This is a genomic window from Pelagerythrobacter sp. Soil_C_18, assembly GCF_057657235.1.
Genome location: NZ_JBDGIU010000006.1, coordinates 35,315 through 49,765, shown reverse-complemented (window position 1 = coordinate 49,765; position 14,451 = coordinate 35,315). Strand labels below are relative to the sequence as shown.

Below are 14,451 nucleotides of genomic sequence, written 5' to 3'. Positions count from 1 at the left end.
GGGATTTCTTACACGCGGCCGAAAGCACCGGGGCGGCCGGTTCTAGGTTCCGATCGCCATTCTGATCGCCTGCTCGACCGGCGAGTAGGCATCGTCCTCCCGCTCGAGACGGATCGGCTCGCGCGGGAGGAGCGGGGGCTGGGCCATGAAGCGGGGCTCGGTTCCGCGATGGCGCTGCGCCGCGTGGACCAGGAACGGGTGGCACAGGTACACCGTGCCGGCCTCGCCGGTGGCGAGCACTTGGGGCCGGCGCGCCGAGGCAGCAAATCCGTCCGCGGCGAGCTCCCGCAGCGTCAGCCCGGCCTCGCCCGCAGGGGCGAGCTGGCGGGCGATGTCGATGTGCGACCCGGCGCGGATGCGGGTCGGGGCGTCCTCCGGCCCGACGTCGGAGAACAGGAACAGCATGAGCAGCGCGCGGCCCCTGCTGTGGACGTTGGCGCGCCATTCCATGAAGTCCGGGTTGTCCTCGCCAAAGCTGACGTCGACGTGCCAGCCGTCGTCGCCGGGATCTTCGGGCGAGGGAAAGCGGACCGGGAAGGTGCCGAGCGCCATCGGCGGCAGCCAGCGTCCGGGCCCGACCAGCGCGTCGAAGGCCGCGTGGAGCGCCGGGCCGCTCGCCGCTTCGCGGAACGGAGGCTGCGCATAGTGGCCGAGCCGGACGACGGGCCGGGTCCAGGTCGCGCGGTCGTGCGGATCGCAGCCGGTGTCCCGCCACAGGATCGCGCGCGCTTCCTCGGCTAGTGCTTTGGGAAACGCGCGGTCGATGCGGATGAAGCCGTCGGAGAGGAACGAGGCGATTGCGCCGGCATCGGGCGCAGCGGTGGTGTCGGGGCTCATGAGTTGCTTTCCATCGAATGTGCAGAAGTTCGCTGCGCCCGCTCATGGTGGCGCCGGCAGGTTCGCTATCGCGATCCGCTCAAACGAGCGGGAACGCCGCTGCGCGATGGAAGATCATGAACGTCATGTCGCAATATTAGGGGTGTACCGCGCCGGTTGCAAACGGAGGGATAATTCCGCCGAAAACCATTTTCCTACATCGCCTCGATTTGCCATCGTCTCCCGATCCCGAGTCGCACCGCCTCGCTTTTTGGTCCCGCCCGCTCACTCGCCGCTCCTGCCCGCGCGTGCCACGCGAGCTGGCTCGCTGCACCCTCGCATCACAAGGTGACACTTTGCCCAGCCACCGCGTCACATGTGTCAACAGCTTCGGCCATCGCCGGCATTGCGGCCTGCGCGGCGGGTTCCCATATTCGGGACCAAACGGAGCGCGCCTTCCGCGCTCCACGGACGGATTGACAGCATGAACCAGCAACACCCCCTTCTCCCCCTGCGCGACATCGTCGTCTTCCCCGGCATGGTCGTCCCGCTTTTCGTGGGCCGCGACATGTCGGTCGCCGCGCTGGAAGCGGCGATGGAAGGCAGCAAGGACATCTTCCTGCTCTCGCAGCTCGACCCCGGGTGCGACGATCCCGGCGCGGACGATCTCTACGACGTCGGCGTGGTCGCGCAGGTGCTCCAGCTCCTCAAGCTGCCCGACGGCACAGTCCGCGTGCTGGTCGAGGGCACCGCGCGGGCGCGGCTGGAGGAGATCAGGCCGAACGGCGACTTCATGGTCGCCGAAGTCTCGGTGCTGGAGCCGGAAACCGCTTCGGGCAGCGAAGTCGTCGCCATGATGCGCCAGGTGGTCGAGCAGTTCGGCGAGTACGCCAAGCTCAACAAGAAGCTGGGCGAGGGCGCCGGCGACGATCTCGAGGAGATCGATGACGCCGGCCAGCTCGCGGACACGATCGCCGCTGCGATCAGCGCCAAGGTCTCCGACAAGCAGGCCGTGCTGACCGAGCGCGATCCGCTCAAGCGGCTCGAGATGGTCATGTCCTTCATGGAAGGCGAGCTCTCAGTCCTCCAGGTCGAGCGCCGGATCCGCGGCCGCGTGAAGCGGCAGATGGAGAAGACCCAGCGCGAATATTACCTCAACGAACAGCTCAAGGCGATCCAGAGCGAACTCGGCGGCGGCGATGGCGAGGACGGCGACGAACTCGCCGAGCTGCAGGAGAAGATCGACACGCTCGAACTCTCCGCCGAAGCCAAGGCCAAGGCGCAGAGCGAGCTCAAGAAGCTCAAGTCGATGCAGCCGATGAGCGCCGAGGCGACCGTCATCCGCAACTACCTCGACGTGCTGCTCGGCCTGCCCTGGGGCAAGACGAGCGAGCTCAAGAAGGACATCGCCGAAGCACAGGCCGTGCTCGACGAGGACCACTACGCGCTGGAGAAGGTCAAGGACCGGATCGTCGAGTACCTCGCGGTGCAGGCGCGCACGCAGAAGCTCAAGGGCCCGATCCTGTGCCTCGTCGGCCCTCCGGGCGTCGGCAAGACCAGCCTCGGCAAGTCGATCGCCCGCGCGACGGGCCGCGAATTCGTGCGCCAGAGCCTCGGCGGCGTGCGCGATGAAGCGGAGATCCGCGGCCACCGGCGGACCTACATCGGCTCGCTGCCGGGCAAGATCGTCACCAACCTGCGCAAGGCGGGGGCGAGCAACCCGCTGTTCCTGCTCGACGAGATCGACAAGCTCGGCCAGGATTTCCGGGGTGATCCCGCCTCGGCCCTGCTCGAAGTGCTCGATCCGGAGCAGAACTCGAAGTTCCAGGACCATTATCTGGAGCTCGACATTGATCTGTCCGACGTGATGTTCGTGACCACCGCCAACAGCCTCAACCTGCCGCAGCCACTGCTCGACCGGATGGAGATCATCCGGCTCGAAGGCTATACGGAAGACGAGAAGGTCGAGATCGCCCAGCGCCACCTGATCGCCAAGCAGATCGAGGCGCACGGCCTGGCCGAAGGCGAGTTCGAGCTGACCGAGGACGGCCTGCGCGACCTGATCCGCTACTACACCCGCGAGGCGGGCGTGCGCACGCTGGAGCGCGAGATCGCCCGGCTTGCGCGCAAGTCGCTGCGCCGGATCCTCGAGAAGAAGGCGGAAAGCGTCGTCATCACGCCCGACAACCTTGGCGAGTTCGCCGGCGTGCGGAAGTTCAAGCACGGCATGTCGGAGGAAGAGCCGCAGGTCGGCGCGGTCACCGGGCTCGCCTGGACCGAAGTCGGCGGCGAGCTGCTGACGATCGAGAGCGTCACCACGCCGGGCAAGGGCGAGATCAAGACCACCGGTAAGCTCGGCGAAGTGATGACCGAAAGCGTCGCGGCCGCGTTCAGCTTCGTGAAGGCGCGCGCGCCCGCTTACGGAATCAAACCGTCGATCTTCCAGCGCAAGAATATCCACATCCACCTGCCCGAAGGCGCCGTACCCAAGGACGGGCCGAGCGCGGGCATCGGCATGGTGACCTCGATCGTCTCGATGCTGACCGGCATCGCCGTGCGGGCCGACGTCGCCATGACCGGCGAGGTTACGCTGCGCGGGCGCGTACTCCCGATCGGCGGGCTGAAGGAGAAGCTGCTCGCGGCTCTTCGTGGCGGGATCAAGACCGTGCTGATCCCCGAAGAGAACGTGAAGGACCTTGCCGAAATCCCGGCCAACGTGAAGGACGGGCTCGAGATTGTGCCCGTCAGCCATGTCGATCAGGTGCTGGAGAAGGCACTCGTCGCCGTTCCTGCGCCGATCGAATGGACCGAGGCCGATGATATCGCCAGCCAGCCGGTCCACCCGGGCCAGCCGCTCGGCGACCGCCCCGCGATCGCTCACTGAGCGAGAGGGGGCCGGCGTCGCTGCCCGGCGATCCGGCATGATTTGGGACGAATCGTGCCGGATCGCGGGCGCGTATCCGTATTCGGCGGGATTTGCCTTTGACAGCCCCGGTAAAAACGCGTTCAAATCGCCCCTTTCGGGGAGGCGATTCACCGAAACCGGTTTTCATCGAGACTTTAGGGGGTTCCCAGAATGAACAAGAACGATCTGATCAGCGCCGTCGCCGATTCCAGCGGTCTTTCGAAGAGCGATGCCTCGAACGCGGTCGAAGGCGTGTTCGATTCGATCACGAAGGCCCTGTCGAAGGGGGATGAAGTGCGGCTGGTCGGGTTCGGAACGTTCTCCGTCGCACGGCGCAAGGCATCGACCGGCCGCAACCCGCGCACCGGCGAGCCGATGACGATCAAGGCGTCCAACCAACCCAAGTTCAAGGCCGGCAAGGGCCTGAAGGACAGCGTGAACTGAACCTTCCGTACTGATCTTTCGGGTCGCTCGCCTCGCGGCCCCAGAAGAAAAAGCGCCGCGCCGTCTCCCGACGAGCGCGGCGTTTTTTATCGTTGCATATGTCAGGCGCTCCAAGCACAAGTGGATCCATGCCAGGCACTAGATGAACTCCGCAACCGGGCTGCCTTTTTATTTCGGCTCCAGACCAGCGGGAGTTGAAAATCCTGCCTCTCGTACCCATCTATACTGTATCGGTGGCAATTCCCTGTAGGCGCCACCGGCTGAGAGACCCAGCGCTCCCGCTTACAAATGGGAGTGATGCCATGACCGGTCAGCCTGATATTCAATCCGCCAGCGATAATTGGGAAGATGAGAGCAGCAGTCTCTACACCGCGAGTGGCGCCGAGACTCTCGGCATAACGCGCTTCCTGCGTGAAACGTATGTCGTCGACGGATATACTTACACCAGTCTCGCGGACGCGATGGCGCAAAGCAGCCGCAGCAGGAAGCGGGGTATCGCAGGTGAGCACCCCCAAATCTGAACAGCCTCAATATTTCGGTGTGCTGGGTATATTCGCAGCGGTCGCACTGCTGTTCTGGCTCATGTTGTAGTGCCAGCTACGCGTGCTGCGTCGGACCAACCGGCCCGCAACACGCATTCTGATTTTTGGGGCCGCTCGCTCCGCGGCCCGCACAACGAACACGCCGCGCCGTCGGAAGACGAGCGCGGCGTTTCTTTTTTGGTGCCTGCGATCGAGCAGGGCAGCTCGGATGACGGAGCGATCAGCCCCCCTTGGCCTGTTCGATATACCGCCCGACGTTCTTCGCCATGACGTCGAGAGGCGCATTGCCGCCGAGCACCACCGCGTCGTTGAACGCCTTGAAGTCGTAGGCATCGCCCAGCGCCTCCTGCGCGCGGGTGCGCTGGCGGACGATCTCGCTGTGGCCGATCTTGTAGCCGCAGGCCTGGCCGGGCCAGGAGCAGTAGCGGTCGACTTCACTCGCCACCTCGTCGGGGTGCGAGCCGTTGCGCTCGACGAAGAACTGCCGGCCCTGCTCGCGCGTCCAGCGCTTGTGGTGGAGACCGGTGTCGACCACCAGCCGGCAGGCGCGGAAGGCCAGGCTCTGGAGATAGCCGAGCCGGCCGACCTTGAACTCGTCGTAAGCGCCGAGCTCGTCCGCGATCTGCTCCGCATAGAGGCCCCAGCCTTCGGAGAAGGCGCTGAACGAGAGGATCGAGCGGATCAGCGGCAGGCGGTTCGAATACTCGCCTTCCCAGACGTGCCCGGGGATCGTCTCGTGGTAGGTGAGGTCCGCGAGATCGTACTTGCGGTGCATGTCGGTCGAACGGAGATTGATCCACATCCGCCCCGGGATCGTCCCGTCCTTGCTCCCCGCACCGCCATAGGCGCCCGGCGCGCCGGGTTCCTCGGCCGGAGGCAGGCGGCGGACTTCCAGGTTGGGATCGACCAGCGTGTTGAACGCGCGCGGCATCTGCGCGGTGATCCACTCGATCCGCTCGTGGATGAAGTCCATGATCTCCTTGCGGCCCGGATCGCCCTCGGCGAACTTGTAGCGCGGATCTTCCGCCAGTGCCCGCATCCGCTCGCCCACCGAGCCGGTGGTGTAACCGATCTCCTTGAGGATCGGGTCCATCCGGCCGTGCAGCTCGTCGAGCTCGTCGAGGCCGATCTGGTGGATCTCGTCGGGCGAGAGCGTGGTCGTGGTCGCCGCCCGCAGGCCCCAGGCATACCATTCCTCGCCCCGAGGCCGGGCCCACATGCCCGCGTCGGACTTCGCCACCGCACGCTCGGCCTTGAGCTCCTCCAGCTGGCGCTTGAGCGCTTCGGTGACGGGTCCCGCCACGAGCGAGCGCGCCTGCGCCTCCCAGTCGCCGGCCAGCCCGGCTTCCTTCGTGCGCGTGACGAGCGAATCGACCATCGTTCCGCCGCCGGAGGTCTCCGCGATCGACTGCTCCATTTGCGAGATTGCCGCGTCGAGCAGGAAATCGGGCGGGACCAGGCCCATGCCGCGCGCAGCCTTGATCCGCGCGAGCTCGCCATCGAGCGCGGCCGGCAGCGCCTCAAGCCGCGCGACATAGGCCTCCGCGTCGGCGGCGGTCTTCACCGGATGGCTCGTATCCATGAAGCGCGGCATGTCGAGATAGGTGCCGACGTTCTGGATCACGACGTAGGGCGAATTGCGCCAGCTCCCCACCGCAACGTCGCCGTAGGGAAGGGCGAACCCTTCAAGCGCGGTCGAATAGGCGCTCTCCACCACCTCGAAGCTGGTCCGCGTGTCGGCATCGAGCGAGGCGGTGTCGAACGCCCGCACCCGTGCGAGATCGGCGCGCAGCGTCTCGGCATAGGCCTTCTGACCCGCGGGCGACTGGTCCTCGAGCTGCATGCGCAGCGCTGCGTGTGCGCCGGTGTCGACGCCGAGGCTGGTCGCGCGCTCGGGCTCGTGGCGCAGCAGGTTCCAGGCGACGTCCTCCAGCAGCGCGGCGCCTTCGCCGGATTGCGCGGAGGCGGACTGGCTCAGCACGCGCTCGCATCCGCCGAGCGCGAACAGGGAGACGCCGGCGCCGAGGCCTGCAAGTGCCTGACGACGGGTGATTTCGGTGGTGATGTGGGTCATGCCGCAATGTCTGGCGCGCGCTCGCCCGGCTGTCAAACCAACTGGCGGTCGGCGCGCGATGCGGTTAGGCGAGCGGCGTTAGCGGAGGAGTATCGCGCGAATGATGGGTACCGTGCTGTCGATCGTCATGCTGGCGGGCCTGCTGCTGCTCGTCGGCGCTTTCGCGCTCTGGCGCCGGGGCGGCTCGCGCAAGCAGGTGCTGCTGATGGTGCTGCTGGCGGTGATCTGCTTCGTCAACATCGCGATCTGGACGGTGCCCGATGCCGGAGGCGAAGCCCCGCTCGACCGGGTCGAGCAGGGCCAGGCCGGGTAGATCAGTCGGGCAGCTGCCAGGACACAGCGCTCGACCAGTTGCCGAGGTCTTCGCTCCGGTGCCGTCGAGGCCCGCCTCGAACCGAGCGCGGTGGGTGACGAGATCGCAGGTTGCGCGGTCGAGTTCGGAATGTCCGCTCGAGCCGGTGATCGTGCAGCTCTTCACCCGCCCGTCGGTGCCGACTTCGACCCGGAAGCGGGCGACGCCGGTGAGTTCGCGGTTGATCCAGATGGGGCGGTAGTCCGCGGTGGTCACCCACTGCCCCGGATCGTTACGCGGGCGGGGCGCGACCGGATCGAACGCCGGCGTCGCCTGGGCGGCCGGGGTGATCTCCGGCTTGGGGAACAGGTTCGTCATCACGTCGGGGATCGGCGGCAGCGGAACGTCGCGCACCTCGATCGGGGGCATTTCCGGGGTCAGGTCCAGCGGTCTCGGCGGAACGTGGACGTAGCTTTGCGGGGGCGACGTGCTTTCCGGCGTGACCTCCGGCTTGGGTGGGGGCGGGGGTTCGATCGGCACTTCCACGATCGTCTCGCCGGTCAGCCTCGGCACGTCTTCGATCATCCCCGTGACCTGCAGCCCCACTAGCAGGGCATAGGCGACTGCGCCGTGGACCACGATCACCCCGGCGATGGACTTCGCCCGGTCCTGTGGCGTGCGAGAGTCTGCATAAGCCATGTCGTTCTCCTCTCCTCGATGTGCCTCCGAGGATCGGAGACACTCCCTCCACCGAGAGGAATGATACAACGTAACTCAAGCTTCAGCCAAGCGCTTTCGCGTTGCGGAGCGCAACTGGCTTTCGGATCAGACGGAGGAGATTGCCGCGCGGGCGGTCAGTCGTGGTCGGGGTGCTGCCGGCTCGTGCGCCGGATTGCGGCGGCCCATTCGGCGTTGTCGCCCGCCTCCGTCGCGCCCTCGTCGCGGAGGGCGGGGAGCGTTTCGAACCACGGCATGCGCGATTCCGTGCCCATCTGCGACTGCGGGGCGAAGGCCGCCGGATCGTCGAGCGAACCGATCGTCAGGTTAGTGCGCCCGTTCGCGTGTGCATGGTAGAACAGCAGTGTGCCGCACTGCGCGCAGAACCCGCGCTCGACCCCGGCGCTGCTCTCGAAGGTCGCGGGCGTCCCGCGCGTCCATTCGAGGGCGTCGTCCGGCGCGGCGACGAGCGCGGCGAACAGATTGCCGGTCGCCTTCTGGCACATGCGGCAATGGCACAGGTGCGCATTGTCGAGCATGGCAGAGGCGCGGTACCGCACCGCGCCGCACTGGCAGCCGCCCGTCGCCGTGACAGCGAGCCGCCGCATCGCGCTCACTTGATCGGGCAGGCCGGATCCAGCCGGAAATCGAGGTAGTTGTCGACCGAGCCCATCAGATCCTCGATCTCGTTCTCGAAGAAGTGATTGGCGCGCGGAATTTCCTCGTGGTGGATCGTGATGTGCTTCTGCGTGCGCAGCTTCTCGACCAGCTTGGTTACCGCGACCGGCTGCACCACGGTGTCCGCCGCGCCCTGGATGAAGATGCCGCTCGCCGGGCAGGGGGCGAGAAAGCTGAAGTCGTACATGTTGGCCGGCGGCGCGATCGAGATGAAGCCACGGACTTCCGGCCGGCGCATGAGGAGCTGCATGCCGATCAGGGCGCCGAAGCTGACGCCGGCGACCCAGGTGGTCTGCGCCTCCTGATGGATCGATTGCACCCAGTCGAGCGCGGCGGCGGCGTCCGACAGCTCGCCCACGCCGTTGTCGAAGCTGCCCTGGCTCCGCCCGACGCCGCGGAAGTTGAAGCGCAGCACGGCGAACCCGCGGTCGACGAAGGTCTTGTAGAGCCGCTGCGTGATGCGCTCGTTCATCGTGCCGCCGCCCTGCGGATGCGGGTGGAGGATCATCGCCACCGGCGCACGCGGGCGCGGGGGAGGGGAGAAACGGCCTTCGAGGCGGCCTTCGGGGCCGGGAAAGATCACTGAGGGCATTGGGGAATCCTGCCGGAGATGTTGGTTTCGCTGCGGACCGGGTGGCGCGCGCGAAGTCGGTGGCTATATAGTGCGGCGACCCGAAATCGCAATTCTTTCGAGCACCGCCCCATCCCGGACCGCATCTACCTCGACCATGCCGCCACCACGCCACTGCGACCTGAGGCGCGGGAGGCGATGGAGGAAGGCTTCGGCATATGGGCCAATCCCTCCAGCCCGCACGCGGAAGGGCGCAAGGCCAAGGCTGCGCTGGAGGACGCCCGGGCGCGGGTCAAGGCGCCGCTCGGCTGGGAGGGGGAGGTCATCTTCACCTCGGGCGCGAGCGAGGCCCTGGCCATCGCCCTGCAGCGGGCCAAGGCCGATCGGCGGATCGTCTCGGCGGTCGAGCACGACGCGGTGTTCCGCGCAGCACCCGATGCCGAAGTGCTGCCGGTGCTGGCCGGCGAGATCGATCCAGGCGCGCTTGATGCCGCGCTGGCACGGCCCGGCCGCGCGGTCGTGGCGGTGCAGCAGGTCAATCCCGAGACGGGAACGCTCGTCCTGCCGCAGGGCGATGCGCTGCAGATCCGCGTGCGCGAGGCCGGCGGCCTGCTCCTTGCGGACTGTTCGCAGTCGGCGGGCAAGCTGCCTCTTCCGGACGCCGACATGGTGGTGGTCTCGGCACACAAGCTCGGCGGGCCGGTCGGCGTCGGTGCCCTGCTGGTGCGCGACTTCGCCATGCTCGAGCCGATCGGCGGGCACGAACGCGGCTATCGTGCCGGGACCGAGAACCTGCCCGCGATCCTCGGCTTTGCAACCGCGCTGGAGACCGGCGGGCTGGACGGCTGGGCGACGACCGAGGTGCAGCGGCAGTCGTTCGCCGCCGCGCTGGCTGGTCGGCGGGTCACGCCCGGGGCGGCGCAATGCGCGCATATCCTCGCTCTCACACATCCCAAGCTCAGCGCGCAGGCGCTGCTGATCCGGCTCGACGCGATGGGGTTCGCGGTTTCCGCCGGGAGCGCCTGCTCATCGGGCACGCTCAAGCGCAGCCGCGTGCTCGAGGCTTTCGGAGTGGACGAGGGCACCGCCGCCCGCACGATCCGCGTCAGCCTCGGCTGGAGCACCACGGCGGAGGAACTCGACCGCTTTGCCGAAGCCTGGGCGGGCTTGGCGAGCGCATGATGGCGGGATGACGGAGAGCGCGTTTGATGCCAAAGGGCGCCGCATGATCTATCTCGACTACCAGGCCACCACCCCGCTCGCGCCCGAAGCTCGCGAGGCCATGCTGCGCTGGCTCGACGGGCCCGAAGGCATGGGGTTCGCCAACCCGCACAGCCCGCACCGCATGGGCCGGCAAGCCGCGGCGGCGGTCGAGGTGGCGCGCGAGCGAGTCGCGGCGCTGCTTCCGCCGGGCGGGCGGGTGATCTTCACCGGCAATGCCTGCGAGGCGGTCAATCTCGCGATGCGCGGTTCCGCGAGCGGCCGGCAGGCCGGCATCGCCTGTTCGGCGATCGAGCATGCCTCTGTCCGCGACACGGCCCGCGCGCTCGGCCAGGTGACGGAGATCCTGGTCGATCGCGAGGGCCTGACCGATCCTGCGGCCGATTTGCCGGAGGACATCGGCCTCGTCGCGGTCATGGCGGTCAACAACGAGATCGGCACGGTTCAACCGGTCGGCGACTGGTATCGCCGCGCACAGGAAAGCGGCGCGCTGTTCCTGTGCGACGCGGTTCAGGCCTGCGGCAAGCGCGAGATCGCCGGCGCCGACATGATCGCGGTCAGCGCGCACAAGATGCACGGGCCCAAGGGTATCGCCGCGCTGTGGGTGCGCGACGGGCTGGAGCTCGATCCGCAGGTCACCGGCGGGCTGCAGGAAGGCATCCGCTCGGGCACGCTGAGCCCCGCGCTCTGCGCCGCCTTCGGCGCGGCGGCCGAGCTCGCGAAGGCGCGCATGGCGGAGGATGCGGCGCATATCGAGACGCTCTGGCGTCGCGCGCGCGAACTGTTTGCAGACTGGACGCTCAACGGTAGCGCGGAGGCGCGCTGGCACGGCAATCTCAACATCCGGAAGGACGGGCTCGACGTCGCGCGGCTGATGAGCGACTGCCGCGAGGTCATGTTCTCCGCCGGTTCGGCCTGCGCCAGCGGCTCGGGCGCGCCGAGCCACGTGCTGCGCGCGATCGGCCTCACCGATGCGCAGGCGAAGAGCTCGATCCGTCTCGGCTTCGGCCGCTACACCACGCTCGCCGAGATCGAGGAGGCCGCCAGCCTCATCAATGCCGCGGCGGAGGCGCAGGGCGCGTGAGCGTGCGCGTCCGCTTCGTCACGCCTCAGGGCCGCGTGGTCGAGGCTGAGGGCGAGCCGGGCATGCCGCTGCTGGAGGTGGCGCAGGCGGCCGGAATGCCGCTGGAGGGGACGTGCGAAGGGCAGATGGCCTGCTCGACCTGCCACGTCATCGTCGCTGCCGAATGGTTCGCCCGCCTGCCCGAGGCGAGCGAGGACGAGGAGGACATGCTCGATCTCGCTGCGGGAGTTCAGCGCACGAGCCGTCTCTCGTGCCAGATCGTGCTTTCCGACGAACTCGACGGCCTGGAAGTCCGGGTCCCGGCGGAGAGCCGGGACATGAGCGTGATCTAGGCGCGCAGCGCCGCGAGCAATTGCCGGTAGAGCCACTCGCGCGCATCGGGCTCGACATAGGCGTGCGTCGCGCCCTTGCAGTAGGCGACGCGCTGATCCGCTTGATCCCAGGCCGAAGCGAAGGCCTGGGCGGTACGGTCGGCGTCTGCGAGCAGGATCCGAACGGGTCCGCCGAACGCCTCCAGCCCCGCCTTGATTTCTTGCGCGAGCGTGCTTGGCGCCGACTTCGGCAGTGCTGCCTTGGCGATTCCGCGCGCGAGCTTGCCGAGATCGACCTTGCCGGTGACGAGCCGCGCCAGTTCCTTGGGGTTCTTCAGCTTCTCGGCATAACGGGCGCGGACGGCTTCGGGCGGCGGGATCGCGTCGTCGTCGCCCTCGATCGTCCACGGGTTCGACAGCACCAGTGCATCGCATCCCGCGCCTCTGGCGAGCATCAGCGCGCTGGCGGCGTCGCAATTGCCGAAGCCAACCACGCGGTTCATCTGCGGCGCCATCGCGCGGAAAGCGTCGAGCGCGGCGACGATGTCCTTGCGGCTCTTGCGGAAGCCGAGGTTCTCGCCCTCGCTGTCGCCGACGCCGCGGCGGTCGAAGCGGAACACGGGGAAACCGGCCTTCTGGATGCGCGCGGCAAGCTGCGCCTGGCCGGAGAAAGCGCCCGCGCGGATCTCGTTGCCGCCACTGACGATCAGCAGGCCGACCGACGCCGGCGCGGTGTCGAGCGTGCCGGCGAGGGTCGAATCCTCGCACGCGAACGTGAGCGGCAGGCGCTTCATGCCGGGGCGAGTCCCGTCGCGATCGCGGCGGCCAGCGCATCGGCTTGCTCGGGCGATTCGTCGGGCTCGGCGCGCAGCCACAGGCCGCCTCCGCCGATCGCTTCCTGATCGATCTCGATCTGGGCCGATTCCGGCTGCGAAGCAGCGTTCTCCAGCTGTGCGAACAGGTCGGGGCCGAGGGACCAGCCGGCCAGCTCCACGCCCTCGCTTCGGCCGGTCTGCTGGAGCGCTTCGATCGTCTCCTCGCGGCCGGCCTCGCGCGCGGCGATCGTGCGGGCGCGCAGCATGGCGCGCAGCACCTGCCGACCGGCCACGGGAGCGTAGTTCCATCCCGGCATTTCCGGCGGGACGGTCAGCACTCCGCCGCGCAGAGTCAGGACATGGGTGGCGGAAAAATGCGCCGCGGCGGCCGCGGCGCACTGGCGCCAGTGGTCGAGCGACTGCGCCTGGAGCGGCTGGCGGCTCTCGTTGCAGCCGGGGAGGTCGGGCAGCACCGAGCCGATCCCGGCGCCATCGAGCCGCTGCATGACTTCGGCGGTCAGCCGCCGCAGCTTGTTCGCCTCGTCGAACAGCGCGGGCAGCACGAGCACGCGTGCGGCACGCTTTCGGCCGAAGATGAGCGCGATTTCCTCGTGCGTGCCGCCCCCGATGGTCGGGCACGGCCAGGTCGTGAAAGCACGTCCCGTCAGTTTTCTACGACTTTCGCCTCGGCGAAGGCGAGCAGCCCGCCGTAGGTCTCCAGCATCTCGCCGTCGACGTCGTCATCCTCGATGATGATGTCGAGACGGTCCTCCATCTCGGTCAGCAAGCCGGCGACGGCCATCGAATCGAGCTCCGGCAGATGCCCGAACAACCCGGTCCCGCCATCGAAGCGTTCGACTCGCTCCGCATCGAGCCCGAGCACGTCGCGCAGGATCGCGCGCAACTTTGTGTCGATATCGCTGCGGCTTGGCGCAAGTTCGGTCATGTTCGGGCTTGTCCCCTGCAATTCGGCGCGCCGCCCTTAGCCCCGCCCAGAAGCGGGTGCAAGGCGGGCGGCCAAGCGCTTGGCCAGTGGCAGCCAGGCACGCGCCTGTGTGGGGTCGAGGCAGTCGAGGCGGAAGCGCGGGCGGACGATCTCCATCCAGTCCGCTTTGTAGCCGTCGTTGCCGGTCCCGAAATCGATCAGCGCGACACGGTCGCGGTCGATCACCTGCTCGAACAGCGCAGCGGTCAGCGTGGTGCCGGCCGAGAGTTCCTTGCGGCTTTCTAGGTGGGCGAGCTTGTGGATGTAGGCGGTGCCGTTCTCGACCGTCCAGAACTGCGCGGCCACCGGTTCGCCCTCGTGCCAAGCGACGGCGAGGCGGATACGGCCCGCTTTTCCCTCCGCCTCGGCAAAGCGGCGGAGCAGGTCGGGCGTGCCTTCCTCGGGCTTCCAGCTTTCCGCGTAGATCGCCTCGTAGGCCGCCCAGTCGGCCGCGTCGAAACGCTCGTGTATCGTGACCTCGACCTTCTTCGCCTTGCGCTTGAGCGTCGTCCGCATCCGGCCCGGCCGCGATGCCCAGTATTCGGCGAAGCTGCGTCCGTTCACTTCGAGCACGTGATTGTGGTCGCACTGCTCGCGCATGACCAGCCAGCCTGCTTCGCGGAATGCCCGTTCGAGCCGGGTGGCGGAGCCGTCCTCGTCCGGCACCGGCCATAGCGCGACGCGGTGTGTCTGCCGCCTGAGATCGCGCGCGAGGCCCGTAAGCAGCCGCTCCGCCTGCGGCCCTTCCGGCGCGAGCTGGCGCCAGGTGAAGCTGTACCAGTTGCGCAGCGGCTCGAGCCGGCCGTTGGCGCGGGTAAGCGCCAGCGCGGCTTTCGCCTCGCTGTCTTCCGCCAGCGCGATGAAGGGAGCGATCCCGCTCTCGGCCAGCAAGGCGAACCACTCGGGCCGCTCGAAGGGCGAGGGCGCCCGTTCGATCGTCCCTTGCAAGACGTTAACCTCATCGTGATAGCTGGCGGCGATCACTTCCTATGCGTT

Annotated in this window: 15 protein-coding genes; 6 read left to right on the top strand and 9 right to left on the bottom strand. The window is 68.0% G+C overall.

Features of this window, described 5'->3' with window-relative positions:
• Positions 1-42: 42 nt before the first annotated feature.
• Entirely contained in the window at positions 43-837 is a 795-nt protein-coding gene (locus AC3A5N_RS12965; protein ID WP_487737742.1) for a phytanoyl-CoA dioxygenase family protein, read from the bottom strand.
• A 463-nt stretch (positions 838-1,300) separates the two neighbouring features.
• Here AC3A5N_RS12965 and lon point away from each other — a divergent pair, with 463 nt between their 5' ends.
• The 3 genes from lon (at position 1,301) to AC3A5N_RS12950 (ending at position 4,686) form a co-directional block, all read left to right on the top strand.
• A complete protein-coding gene (gene lon, locus AC3A5N_RS12960; protein ID WP_487737741.1) occupies positions 1,301-3,700 on the top strand; it encodes an endopeptidase La in 2,400 nt (799 codons plus the stop codon).
• Positions 3,701-3,892: 192 nt separating this feature from the next.
• Entirely contained in the window at positions 3,893-4,165 is a 273-nt protein-coding gene (locus AC3A5N_RS12955; protein WP_119512878.1) for an HU family DNA-binding protein, read from the top strand.
• Positions 4,166-4,467: 302 nt separating this feature from the next.
• Positions 4,468-4,686: a hypothetical protein gene (locus AC3A5N_RS12950; protein WP_487737740.1), complete on the top strand. Its 219-nt coding sequence runs from the start codon at positions 4,468-4,470 to the stop codon at positions 4,684-4,686.
• 241 nt (positions 4,687-4,927) lie between these two features.
• On the opposite strand, the gene AC3A5N_RS12945 is transcribed toward AC3A5N_RS12950, so the two are convergent.
• The 4 genes from AC3A5N_RS12945 to AC3A5N_RS12930 all read right to left on the bottom strand — a co-directional run bounded on the left by AC3A5N_RS12945 (position 4,928) and on the right by AC3A5N_RS12930 (position 9,060).
• Complete coding sequence (locus AC3A5N_RS12945; protein WP_487737739.1) at positions 4,928-6,781, bottom strand: DUF885 domain-containing protein; 1,854 nt, start codon at positions 6,779-6,781, stop codon at positions 4,928-4,930.
• A 64-nt stretch (positions 6,782-6,845) separates the two neighbouring features.
• Positions 6,846-7,772, bottom strand: coding sequence for a TonB family protein (locus AC3A5N_RS12940; RefSeq protein ID WP_487737738.1), 927 nt, complete (start codon positions 7,770-7,772; stop codon positions 6,846-6,848).
• Between the two features lie 155 nt (positions 7,773-7,927).
• The gene (locus AC3A5N_RS12935; protein WP_487737737.1) at positions 7,928-8,398 is read right to left on the bottom strand and encodes a GFA family protein; all 471 of its coding nucleotides are present in this window, start codon (positions 8,396-8,398) and stop codon (positions 7,928-7,930) included.
• A 5-nt stretch (positions 8,399-8,403) separates the two neighbouring features.
• Positions 8,404-9,060, bottom strand: coding sequence for an alpha/beta hydrolase (locus AC3A5N_RS12930; protein WP_487737736.1), 657 nt, complete (start codon positions 9,058-9,060; stop codon positions 8,404-8,406).
• A gap of 177 nt (positions 9,061-9,237) precedes the next feature.
• On the opposite strand from AC3A5N_RS12930, the gene AC3A5N_RS12925 reads away from it, so the two are divergent.
• From AC3A5N_RS12925 to AC3A5N_RS12915, 3 genes are read left to right on the top strand one after another with little or no spacing between them, the layout of a single operon-like run.
• Positions 9,238-10,221 carry a cysteine desulfurase family protein gene (locus tag AC3A5N_RS12925; protein ID WP_487737915.1) on the top strand — a complete coding sequence of 328 codons (984 nt, stop codon included), beginning with the start codon at positions 9,238-9,240 and terminating at the stop codon, positions 10,219-10,221.
• A gap of 43 nt (positions 10,222-10,264) precedes the next feature.
• Complete coding sequence (locus AC3A5N_RS12920; RefSeq protein ID WP_487737735.1) at positions 10,265-11,344, top strand: cysteine desulfurase family protein; 1,080 nt, start codon at positions 10,265-10,267, stop codon at positions 11,342-11,344.
• Between the two features lie 2 nt (positions 11,345-11,346).
• Positions 11,347-11,676 carry a 2Fe-2S iron-sulfur cluster-binding protein gene (locus AC3A5N_RS12915; RefSeq protein ID WP_487737914.1) on the top strand — a complete coding sequence of 110 codons (330 nt, stop codon included), beginning with the start codon at positions 11,347-11,349 and terminating at the stop codon, positions 11,674-11,676.
• On the opposite strand, the gene AC3A5N_RS12910 is transcribed toward AC3A5N_RS12915, so the two are convergent.
• The 4 genes from AC3A5N_RS12910 to AC3A5N_RS12895 all read right to left on the bottom strand — a co-directional run bounded on the left by AC3A5N_RS12910 (position 11,673) and on the right by AC3A5N_RS12895 (position 14,439).
• Entirely contained in the window at positions 11,673-12,449 is a 777-nt protein-coding gene (locus AC3A5N_RS12910; RefSeq protein ID WP_487737734.1) for a hydrolase 1, exosortase A system-associated, read from the bottom strand. The two genes, AC3A5N_RS12915 and AC3A5N_RS12910, sit on opposite strands and share 4 nt — an antisense overlap.
• Positions 12,446-13,039, bottom strand: coding sequence for an alpha/beta hydrolase family protein (locus AC3A5N_RS12905; protein WP_487737733.1), 594 nt, complete (start codon positions 13,037-13,039; stop codon positions 12,446-12,448). The genes AC3A5N_RS12910 and AC3A5N_RS12905 overlap by 4 nt, the downstream gene beginning before the upstream one ends.
• Before the next feature lie 95 nt (positions 13,040-13,134).
• On the bottom strand, positions 13,135-13,416 hold the full coding sequence (locus AC3A5N_RS12900; protein ID WP_119512860.1) for a phosphopantetheine-binding protein: 282 nt from the start codon (positions 13,414-13,416) through the stop codon (positions 13,135-13,137).
• A gap of 36 nt (positions 13,417-13,452) precedes the next feature.
• Complete coding sequence (locus AC3A5N_RS12895; protein WP_487737732.1) at positions 13,453-14,439, bottom strand: GNAT family N-acetyltransferase; 987 nt, start codon at positions 14,437-14,439, stop codon at positions 13,453-13,455.
• Positions 14,440-14,451: the final 12 nt, after the last annotated feature.

Bases quoted from the DNA above. Each gene is read 5' to 3' on its own strand.
- AC3A5N_RS12935 (WP_487737737.1), bottom strand. From the start codon at position 8,398: ATGCGGCGGCTCGCTGTCACGGCGACGGGCGGCTGCCAGTGCGGCGCG.
- AC3A5N_RS12910 (WP_487737734.1), bottom strand. From the start codon at position 12,449: ATGAAGCGCCTGCCGCTCACGTTCGCGTGCGAGGATTCGACCCTCGCC.
- AC3A5N_RS12955 (WP_119512878.1), top strand. From the start codon at position 3,893: ATGAACAAGAACGATCTGATCAGCGCCGTCGCCGATTCCAGCGGTCTT.
- AC3A5N_RS12900 (WP_119512860.1), bottom strand. From the start codon at position 13,416: ATGACCGAACTTGCGCCAAGCCGCAGCGATATCGACACAAAGTTGCGC.
- AC3A5N_RS12930 (WP_487737736.1), bottom strand. From the start codon at position 9,060: ATGCCCTCAGTGATCTTTCCCGGCCCCGAAGGCCGCCTCGAAGGCCGT.
- AC3A5N_RS12920 (WP_487737735.1), top strand. From the start codon at position 10,265: ATGATCTATCTCGACTACCAGGCCACCACCCCGCTCGCGCCCGAAGCT.
- AC3A5N_RS12940 (WP_487737738.1), bottom strand. From the start codon at position 7,772: ATGGCTTATGCAGACTCTCGCACGCCACAGGACCGGGCGAAGTCCATC.
- lon (WP_487737741.1), top strand. From the start codon at position 1,301: ATGAACCAGCAACACCCCCTTCTCCCCCTGCGCGACATCGTCGTCTTC.
- AC3A5N_RS12925 (WP_487737915.1), top strand. From the start codon at position 9,238: ATGGAGGAAGGCTTCGGCATATGGGCCAATCCCTCCAGCCCGCACGCG.
- AC3A5N_RS12965 (WP_487737742.1), bottom strand. From the start codon at position 837: ATGAGCCCCGACACCACCGCTGCGCCCGATGCCGGCGCAATCGCCTCG.
- AC3A5N_RS12950 (WP_487737740.1), top strand. From the start codon at position 4,468: ATGACCGGTCAGCCTGATATTCAATCCGCCAGCGATAATTGGGAAGAT.
- AC3A5N_RS12945 (WP_487737739.1), bottom strand. From the start codon at position 6,781: ATGACCCACATCACCACCGAAATCACCCGTCGTCAGGCACTTGCAGGC.